7 protein-coding genes are annotated in these 7,158 nt (G+C 60.0%); 2 read left to right on the top strand and 5 right to left on the bottom strand.

Annotated features, from left to right (window positions below; all coding sequences use genetic code 11):
• Positions 1–109: 109 nt before the first annotated feature.
• From BGE01nite_RS10785 to BGE01nite_RS10765, 5 genes are all read right to left on the bottom strand, one after another.
• Entirely contained in the window at positions 110–1,174 is a 1,065-nt protein-coding gene (locus tag BGE01nite_RS10785; RefSeq protein ID WP_146850454.1) for a hypothetical protein, read from the bottom strand.
• Between the two features lie 22 nt (positions 1,175–1,196).
• A complete protein-coding gene (locus tag BGE01nite_RS10780; protein WP_146850453.1) occupies positions 1,197–2,681 on the bottom strand; it encodes a hypothetical protein in 1,485 nt (494 codons plus the stop codon).
• A gap of 28 nt (positions 2,682–2,709) precedes the next feature.
• A complete protein-coding gene (locus tag BGE01nite_RS10775; protein ID WP_170266722.1) occupies positions 2,710–4,272 on the bottom strand; it encodes a TIGR03790 family protein in 1,563 nt (520 codons plus the stop codon).
• A gap of 52 nt (positions 4,273–4,324) precedes the next feature.
• Entirely contained in the window at positions 4,325–5,110 is a 786-nt protein-coding gene (locus tag BGE01nite_RS10770) for an MBL fold metallo-hydrolase (protein ID WP_146850451.1), read from the bottom strand.
• A 62-nt stretch (positions 5,111–5,172) separates the two neighbouring features.
• Positions 5,173–5,700: an NUDIX hydrolase gene (locus tag BGE01nite_RS10765; protein ID WP_146850450.1), complete on the bottom strand. Its 528-nt coding sequence runs from the start codon at positions 5,698–5,700 to the stop codon at positions 5,173–5,175.
• Positions 5,701–5,792: 92 nt separating this feature from the next.
• Here BGE01nite_RS10765 and pyrH point away from each other — a divergent pair, with 92 nt between their 5' ends.
• Both pyrH and tadA read left to right on the top strand, forming a co-directional pair.
• Positions 5,793–6,536 carry a UMP kinase gene (gene pyrH, locus BGE01nite_RS10760; protein WP_146850449.1) on the top strand — a complete coding sequence of 248 codons (744 nt, stop codon included), beginning with the start codon at positions 5,793–5,795 and terminating at the stop codon, positions 6,534–6,536.
• A 45-nt stretch (positions 6,537–6,581) separates the two neighbouring features.
• On the top strand, positions 6,582–7,157 hold the full coding sequence (gene tadA, locus BGE01nite_RS10755) for a tRNA adenosine(34) deaminase TadA (protein WP_146850448.1): 576 nt from the start codon (positions 6,582–6,584) through the stop codon (positions 7,155–7,157).
• Position 7,158 lies beyond the last annotated feature (1 nt).

Raw genomic sequence — 7,158 nt, 5'->3', positions numbered from 1 at the left:
CTTCAGTCCGCGCTCCTTGACCGCGGCGGCCTGCGGCATCCCACGGTGTTGTCCCGCCTTATCGGGGACGATGAGCGTTCCTCATGGTGGTGAGCCTTGCAGGCAAAGCTCAGGGCTTTGCATCTGCGACCTTCACTCCGCTCATCGGGTAGTGAGTCACAGACTCCCAGGCAATCTCTTGCAATAGTTTGTTAAGCTCAGCCATCTGCGGCCTGTCCTTGAGTTTGGTCGGGACAGGAAGCCCCACAGGTGTGCGCTGGTAGATCGCGGCAAAGTGGCAGTAGCTGACCAGCAGCGCCATGACGTCGGAGGGATGGCCGTGGTCGTCACGGAACATCTCGCTCTGCTTGCTGAGGCCGGGGGCTTTGCCTTCAGCGACGCGTTCACGCAGCGCATACACAGCAGCACTCACGGGGAGGATGTGCACGGTTTCGTGACCCACGGCGGCGTTCAGCGTGGCGACTTGTGATTCGAGCTGCTTGAGCCAGCCATTGTGATGGAAGTCACGCATCTGGCGGATCTCATCGGCGGTCACCGAATCACGCATGGCGTTCGTAAACTCGCCGGTCTTGCCATCCTTCGGCACCCAGGAGGCCTGCACCAGCACGCGAAGGTTCGGGTTCTTTTCGAGACCGAGCTTCGTGTAGTTGTCGATGCCTTCATCCGGCATGAGCAGATGCGGTGAAAGCGTGAGCACATCCACGATGCCTTCCTTGAGCGCTTTCTTGGCCTGGTTCTGTGCATCCGGCAGATTCCAGTGCTGGATGACCTGCGAGCCACCGATCATCTGCTGCCCGGCTTTTAGATGAGACACGTGCGCCGCCTCGGCGAGCTGGGGCAGCCAGTCGGCGGTATAAATCATGTAGCTGTGCGCGCAGACAAAGACCTTCGTGCCTTCGGCCCCAGGGGCAAAGGAGGCTGGCTTGGAACTGCTTTTGCTGCCGCCGTTTTTGGCGATGAACTTGTCCTTCGCTTCCGGATGCTTTTCCACATAGGAGAGCGCCTCATTGATGGAGAGCTTCCCATCCTTGTCCGTGTCCGCATCCGGGAACATTTTGAGCGCCTGGGCGAGGCGTGCCTCGATCCCCGTTTTCTTCTCGGCGACCTGGCCGATGAGCTTGTAGGCTCCGAGGGACAGGGCAACGAACGTAAGGCTGAGGAGGACTTTTTTCATGGGCATGCTTTCTCAAGGTGACTCAGCGGGCTGTGGTATATGACACATCATCGAGAAATATTTTCACCATCTGGCCTCCAGCCTGAGAGGTGAAAAGGCCGAATCGGTCCAGCGTGGCACCCTGCTGTTTCTGGCCGGGCTTGAGCTGAAGCGTGGCAGTTGCAGAGCCAAGCGTCACATGAATCTCTCCCATGCCATGGTTGGCAGCAGGATCATAAACCAAGGACCATGCGAAGAGCTTGCCTGGTGTGAGCACAGGACCGCTGTCCACCTTGCCCTTGGTGCCAGTCGCTGATGCGAACTGCGGAAGGAAGTAATGCCCGATGCGCGTGGGGCCGCCCACATGGATGCCGACAAAGTTCCCGGCCTCATCAGGTGACTTGTCTTTCGTGGCGCTGCTGAACCAGCCGATGTGCATATCAGAGTCGGGGCCTGCGGTGACGAGCTTCACCTTGCCCTTGGCTTCGAGGCGCTGATCGAGATTCAAAGTGCCGACACGATCCGCGTAGTAGCCATAGTCTCCGCTGCGCCAGAGACCGCCGCCGACCTCGCCAGGCTTGGTGCCACCGGCATGCTGCGTTTTCTCGCTAAAGCCAAAGTTATGAGCGCCGACGACCTCATGATCCTCATAGGTGGTGCGATTGCCGGAGGCGGTCCAGCCGGGATCTTGGGTGAAGTCCTCATCCTGCTCCAGGAAGGTCACATCATCAAAATACATCATCACCGCGCCACCGGACTTCATCATGTTCAGCGCGCCGAAGCGGTCAAAGGTGGCTCCTTCCTCCTTGTAACCTGCAGGAAGCTCGATGACGAACTTCTTCGTGTTCGGAAATCGAGCCTGCGCCTCAGTCTCCGAGGCTGGAGGCAGCGCACCGTAATCTTCAAACGTGTGCGTGTCACTGCGCATGGTGAAGGTGAACTGGCCGCGCCCCTGCGCGCCTTGAGGCTCATAGCTGAGGGTCCAGTGATAGCGTGTGCCGTCATTCTTGATCGGTGTCGGCCGGAACTTGCCCGGCAGATACGGCGTGATGAAAGTGCCGCAGGATTTGTTGGTGTTCGTGATCAGCCGCGTGGCCAGACGGCCGCCCTTGCCCTCGAAGTCAAAATCGAGTCCGAGCGAGCCGATCGGCCGTCCGCTGCCTCCGGGTTGATTGGAATTGAAGAAGCCAAAGAACACACCCGCGCCACCTTCCGACTTCGTCAGGGCAAAGCTGCCCGAGGCGCTGAAGCTGTCATTGAGCGTCTTCACCGGGATCTCTTTCGCGTAATAGGCCGGTGTCGTAGAGCGCTGGATGCGGCCACCCAGTTCACCGGCGCCTTTTCCGGCAAAGTTAGTTGGGCTGAAGCCGAAGTCCTGCTTCACCATCAAGACGTTCTTCGGGATGATGTGGTTGTTGTGACCCTCCCAGCCCGGGTCGCGGTCAAAGGTCTCCGTCTTCACAGAGACCGGCTCGGCACCAACCAACGATCCAACCAGGACGGTCATGCAGGCGAGGTGTTGCTTCATGGCGCATAAAACGCCCGCAGGGATGCGCCTATTGCTTCTCCAGCATCGCTTTGGCCGCGAGAATGGCCGGAACATTGGCAAAGGCCTTGTTGTCCATGATGCGCTGAAGAAGCTTCTTCGACTGCTCCGCCCGGCCTTCCTTGCGATACAGCTCCGCCAGATAGAGCTGGGCCCGCACCTTGTCGGTGTTGATGACGTAGAGCGATTCTGCATGCTCCAGCAGCTCGATGGCCTCCGCATTCTTGCCTTCGCTCGCGGAGAGCAGGGCAGTCAGCTCCAGCAGATGCGGCTTGTTGCGGGTCTCGGCCAGTTCGGAGAGCGCCTGCTTCAGTTCCTGGCTGCCACGCTCCTGATACTTCATGGCGATGCCCTGGTAGAGCGCGTAGTCGCGGCCGCGACCATCATCGCCCATGGTGCTGCCGGGACCGCGCGCATAGGGACGGTAGAGCGGATCTCCGCAAACCACATTCATCCAGGAAAGCACCGGGGTCGCATTCCAGGAAGCCTCGCCGACCGTGTAGCCTTCCATCAATCGCTGGTTCAGCACATCAAAGTGCACCGTCAGGCTGAGGTAAGGCTCAAAGACATTTCCCAGTGATACAGCAGCTCCATGTTTCAGCAGCGGCCCGACCCAGTGACGATCCTCTGAACGAATGGCCGCGGCACTGTAGCTGTGCAGATGGCAGGCGATGGCACCTGGCATGAACTTGAAAGCGGGACTACCGACTCCACCGCTGACCGTGGCTGCATACCAGCCAAAATAGAAGGCCGTGTCTGGCAGCGGCCAGTGATCCGGAATCAGCGACTCCTCTTTATCAATGAAAACCGGCACCCCATGCTCGCGAAACAGAATGGTGCTGCGTGTCAGCCAGTCCTCACCTTCCTGGTAGGCGCCGGTCTTGAGCGCGAAGTCGATGACGGCACGTCCTCGCAATCCTTCTTGTTCGGCGTGAAGGGCATCATCAATCATGCGCTTCACGGTGTCCGCGTCCGGTGCATCCAGACGGCCCACGATCAGCATGCCCGGTGCACCCTGGAAGATCTGGAAGCGCACGTCCTGGTTGAAGTAAGGATTGCGGATGGCCCCGGCCAGCGGTGCGCTGGGCATGCCCAGGGTGGCGAGCTCGCTGTCCACGCTGGCCTCATCTTCCTTGGCTGTGGCAGGCTTCTCCTGCTCACGCCGGATTTGAAAAGGCACGCCACGCATCAGGCAGACCACACGCACACCGGACTCACCCACCAGCATGGCCTGGCGCGGCTTTGATGAAGCTGGATCGGTGATCTCGCTGAGCGCCAGCTTCCACCAGCCGCGCCGGACAAAGGTCTCAAACAAAGGTTTGCGGATCAGCTTCTCATACTGCTCGCGCGAGATGCTGTCTTCGAGGGGCAGCTCGAGCGCGATCAGGCGGTCTTTGGGGATGCCACGTTTCTCGGCATAATATTCCGCGAGCTCACGAGACTGGGAGAAATCCGGATTGTAGACCACCACGGTCTCGCCGGAGAGGTCCAGCGCCGGCTGCTCCTCATCGCTCTCTTGCGCAAATGCTGTTAGGCTGAGCAGCAGGGAGGCCAGCGCCGCCGGGAGAATCATCCGCCGGCGGAGTTGAGAGTGGCTTCCTGTGCGCGTCATTCTGAATGAAAGGCTAGTCCCAGGTCAGTTCCATACCGTCATAGGCGATTTTGACATCCGGCGGGAGTTTGGGCTCCTCACGCGAGTGCATGATCTCACACTGAAGATGGGTGAAAAACGTGCGCCGCGCCAGCACCTGGCCGTGCACTTCCAGGGCCTCGGCAAAGGTGAGGTGTGTCGGGTGTTCCGTGTGGCGGAGCGCATCGATGATCAAGGTGTCCACACCCGTGAGTGCAGTCACTGTCTCCGGCAGCAGCACCTTCACGTCAGGAATATACGCGCAGAGCTTTTGGTTATGCCGGGTGAAGAGGAAGCCGATGGCCTCCACCTTGCCATGCTTCACCGGCAGAGGCGTGACGAGAGTCTCGCCCAGCTGAAAGGGCCCGTGAATCGGTTTCGGGAAAGGTTTGAGGTAGCCTCGATAGTGATTCGATGGATCAAAGGCATAACTAAACATGCGCTGCAGCACCTCCAGGCAGGAGGGCAGGGCATACACGGGGATGAAGACCTCCGGCGGAATGGTGAAGCGGCGCAGCTCATCAAACCCGGTCAGATGATCCATGTGCGGATGCGTGAAGAGGGCGGCATCCAGATGGCGGATGCCGGCGCGCAGGCACTGCGTGCGGAAATCCGGGCCGGTGTCCACCACCCAGGCCATTTCCGGCGTGCGGATCCAGATGCTGGAGCGCAGGCGGTTGTCACGCGGATCGGTGCTGCGGCACGTCTCACAATCACAGCCGATCATCGGCACCCCGACAGAGGTGCCGGTGCCCAGGAAGGTGAGGCTGAAGTCCGACATCCCTTTTCCTTTAACCAAGGACAGCACATCGGGCACCACGTTTTTTAGCGAGTGTGCGTTTCTCAGGCGCCGTGGCATTTCTGGATCATCCGCACGGCCTCGGCGTTGGAGTTGAACGCGAACTCCTCCAGCGGCACCCCCGCCAGGGGCACGACCATCCATTCAGACACCTCGGAGGCCGCTGGCTGGACCCCTTCAAAAGAGGTGACTCTGGCCACGTAGAAGAGGTCCACCGTAGGCCACACAAACCCTTGGAACAGATAGCGGTTCGGCAGGGACACCACATAGCTGAAGGCCCCGGGTGCCACCGTCAGCCCCACCTCTTCCAGCACTTCCCGGGAGGCGGCTGTCTCCCCGGTTTCACCGCCTTCGATGACTCCGCCCGGCAGGCACAGCTTCCCTAGGCCTGGCTCATGCGCGCGCCGGATGACCAGCAGGCGGTTTTCAGCATCCAGCAGGAGCGCGCAGGCTGCGGGGATCGGCGTGACGAAGTGCCGGTAGCCGCAGGCAGGGCACACAAACTCGCGTTCACTGCGCGGGGTGAGACCTGTGGCGCCGCAGTCAGAGCAGTGTCGAAAAGGGTGATCCATCGGCGCATCCTGGCGTGCTTGTGACGGCCGCGCCACAAATGTCTTTGCATCACCGGACTCATCATGTATCACGATTTAAATTCACACCATTCATGGGCGAAAACACCGGAACTAGGAAATTTAGACGCGTTGTACTCAAACTTAGCGGTGAGGCTCTCCGAGAGCCCGGCAGCACCGACAACATCTGTCCTCCCATTGTTGAGGACATGGCGGCCCAGATCAAAGCCGCGCATCAGACAGGACTTGAGATCGCACTCGTCGTCGGTGGTGGCAATTTCTGGCGCGGCGTCAGCGCGAGCAACAAGGGCATGGAGCGTGCCACGGCAGACTACATGGGCATGCTGGCCACGGTGATGAACTCGCTGGCCCTGCAGAGCATGCTGGAGGCCATCGATGTGCCGACACGCGTGCAGAGCGCCATCGAGATGAAGAACGTGGCCGAGCCCTTCATCCGCCGTGTGGCCATGCGCCATCTGGAACTGGGCCGCGTGGTGATTTTCGCCGCAGGCACGGGCAATCCTTTCTTCTCCACCGACACCACCGCTGCGCTGCGTGCCAGTGAGATCGGCGCGGACGTGGTTTTCAAAGCCACCAAGGTGGACGGCATCTACGACAGTGATCCGAACAAGAATCCGAACGCGAAGCGCTATGACTGCGTGAGCTATCACGACTGTCTGACGAAGCAGCTCAAGGTCATGGATGCCACGGCCTTCTCCCTCTGTGAGGAGAACCACATGCCCATCGTGGTCTTCAGCATGAACGAGCCGGACAACATCCGTAAAGCCCTGGTGGGCGAGCCTTTGGGCACGCTGGTAAATTCCTCGGGCTGTCTGTAAAGAAACCTTCTTGCATGACTCACGTCCTGCCCGAAGCATGACGGAATGAGTGATCTTTCCCCCGAGTCCGAGCCGTCCCTGATCATCACCTCTGATGATCACTTCATGCGTGAGGCCCTGCGTCTTGCCCGCAAGGCAGCGCGGCTGGACGAAGTGCCCATCGGCGCGGTCATTGTGCATGAGCAGCGTGTCATCGCCCGCTCCTGGAACCAGGTGGAGACGCTGAAGGATGCCACGGCGCATGCCGAGATGCTCGCTCTCACCCAGGCACAGAGTGCCATGGAAGACTGGCGCCTTTCTGAGTGTGATCTCTATGTGACCAAGGAGCCCTGTCCCATGTGTGCAGGAGCCATCGTGCACTGCCGGGTGCGCCGGGTGATCTTTGGTTGCCCCGATGTCAAAGGCGGCGCGGCAGGTGGTTTCTGGAATCTGCTCCAGGCCCCGAATCTCAATCATCGCTGCGAGATCACACCCGGCATCTTGAATGATGAATGCGTGGGCATTCTCAAGGAATTCTTTGCTGAGGCACGTCGACGCAAAGCAGCCGGACTTCCGCATAAAAAGGGCGCTGCGAGCATTGATCCACCGTCTTCGGATCTACCGATCTTTGACGGCCCCTGAT

It is taken from the genome of Prosthecobacter gellanilyticus (assembly GCF_007992435.1).
Classification (GTDB): domain Bacteria; phylum Verrucomicrobiota; class Verrucomicrobiia; order Verrucomicrobiales; family Verrucomicrobiaceae; genus Prosthecobacter; species Prosthecobacter gellanilyticus.
Note: the sequence above shows the minus strand (reverse complement) of the source record. Positions and strands in the feature narration are given on the sequence as shown.

Excerpts from the sequence above, each read along its gene's own strand:
- BGE01nite_RS10785 (WP_146850454.1), bottom strand. The coding sequence starts at position 1,174 with ATGAAAAAAGTCCTCCTCAGCCTTACGTTCGTTGCCCTGTCCCTCGGA.
- BGE01nite_RS10780 (WP_146850453.1), bottom strand. The coding sequence starts at position 2,681 with ATGAAGCAACACCTCGCCTGCATGACCGTCCTGGTTGGATCGTTGGTT.
- BGE01nite_RS10775 (WP_170266722.1), bottom strand. The coding sequence starts at position 4,272 with ATGATTCTCCCGGCGGCGCTGGCCTCCCTGCTGCTCAGCCTAACAGCA.
- BGE01nite_RS10770 (WP_146850451.1), bottom strand. The coding sequence starts at position 5,110 with ATGTCGGACTTCAGCCTCACCTTCCTGGGCACCGGCACCTCTGTCGGG.
- BGE01nite_RS10765 (WP_146850450.1), bottom strand. The coding sequence starts at position 5,700 with ATGGATCACCCTTTTCGACACTGCTCTGACTGCGGCGCCACAGGTCTC.
- pyrH (WP_146850449.1), top strand. The coding sequence starts at position 5,793 with ATGGGCGAAAACACCGGAACTAGGAAATTTAGACGCGTTGTACTCAAA.
- tadA (WP_146850448.1), top strand. The coding sequence starts at position 6,582 with ATGAGTGATCTTTCCCCCGAGTCCGAGCCGTCCCTGATCATCACCTCT.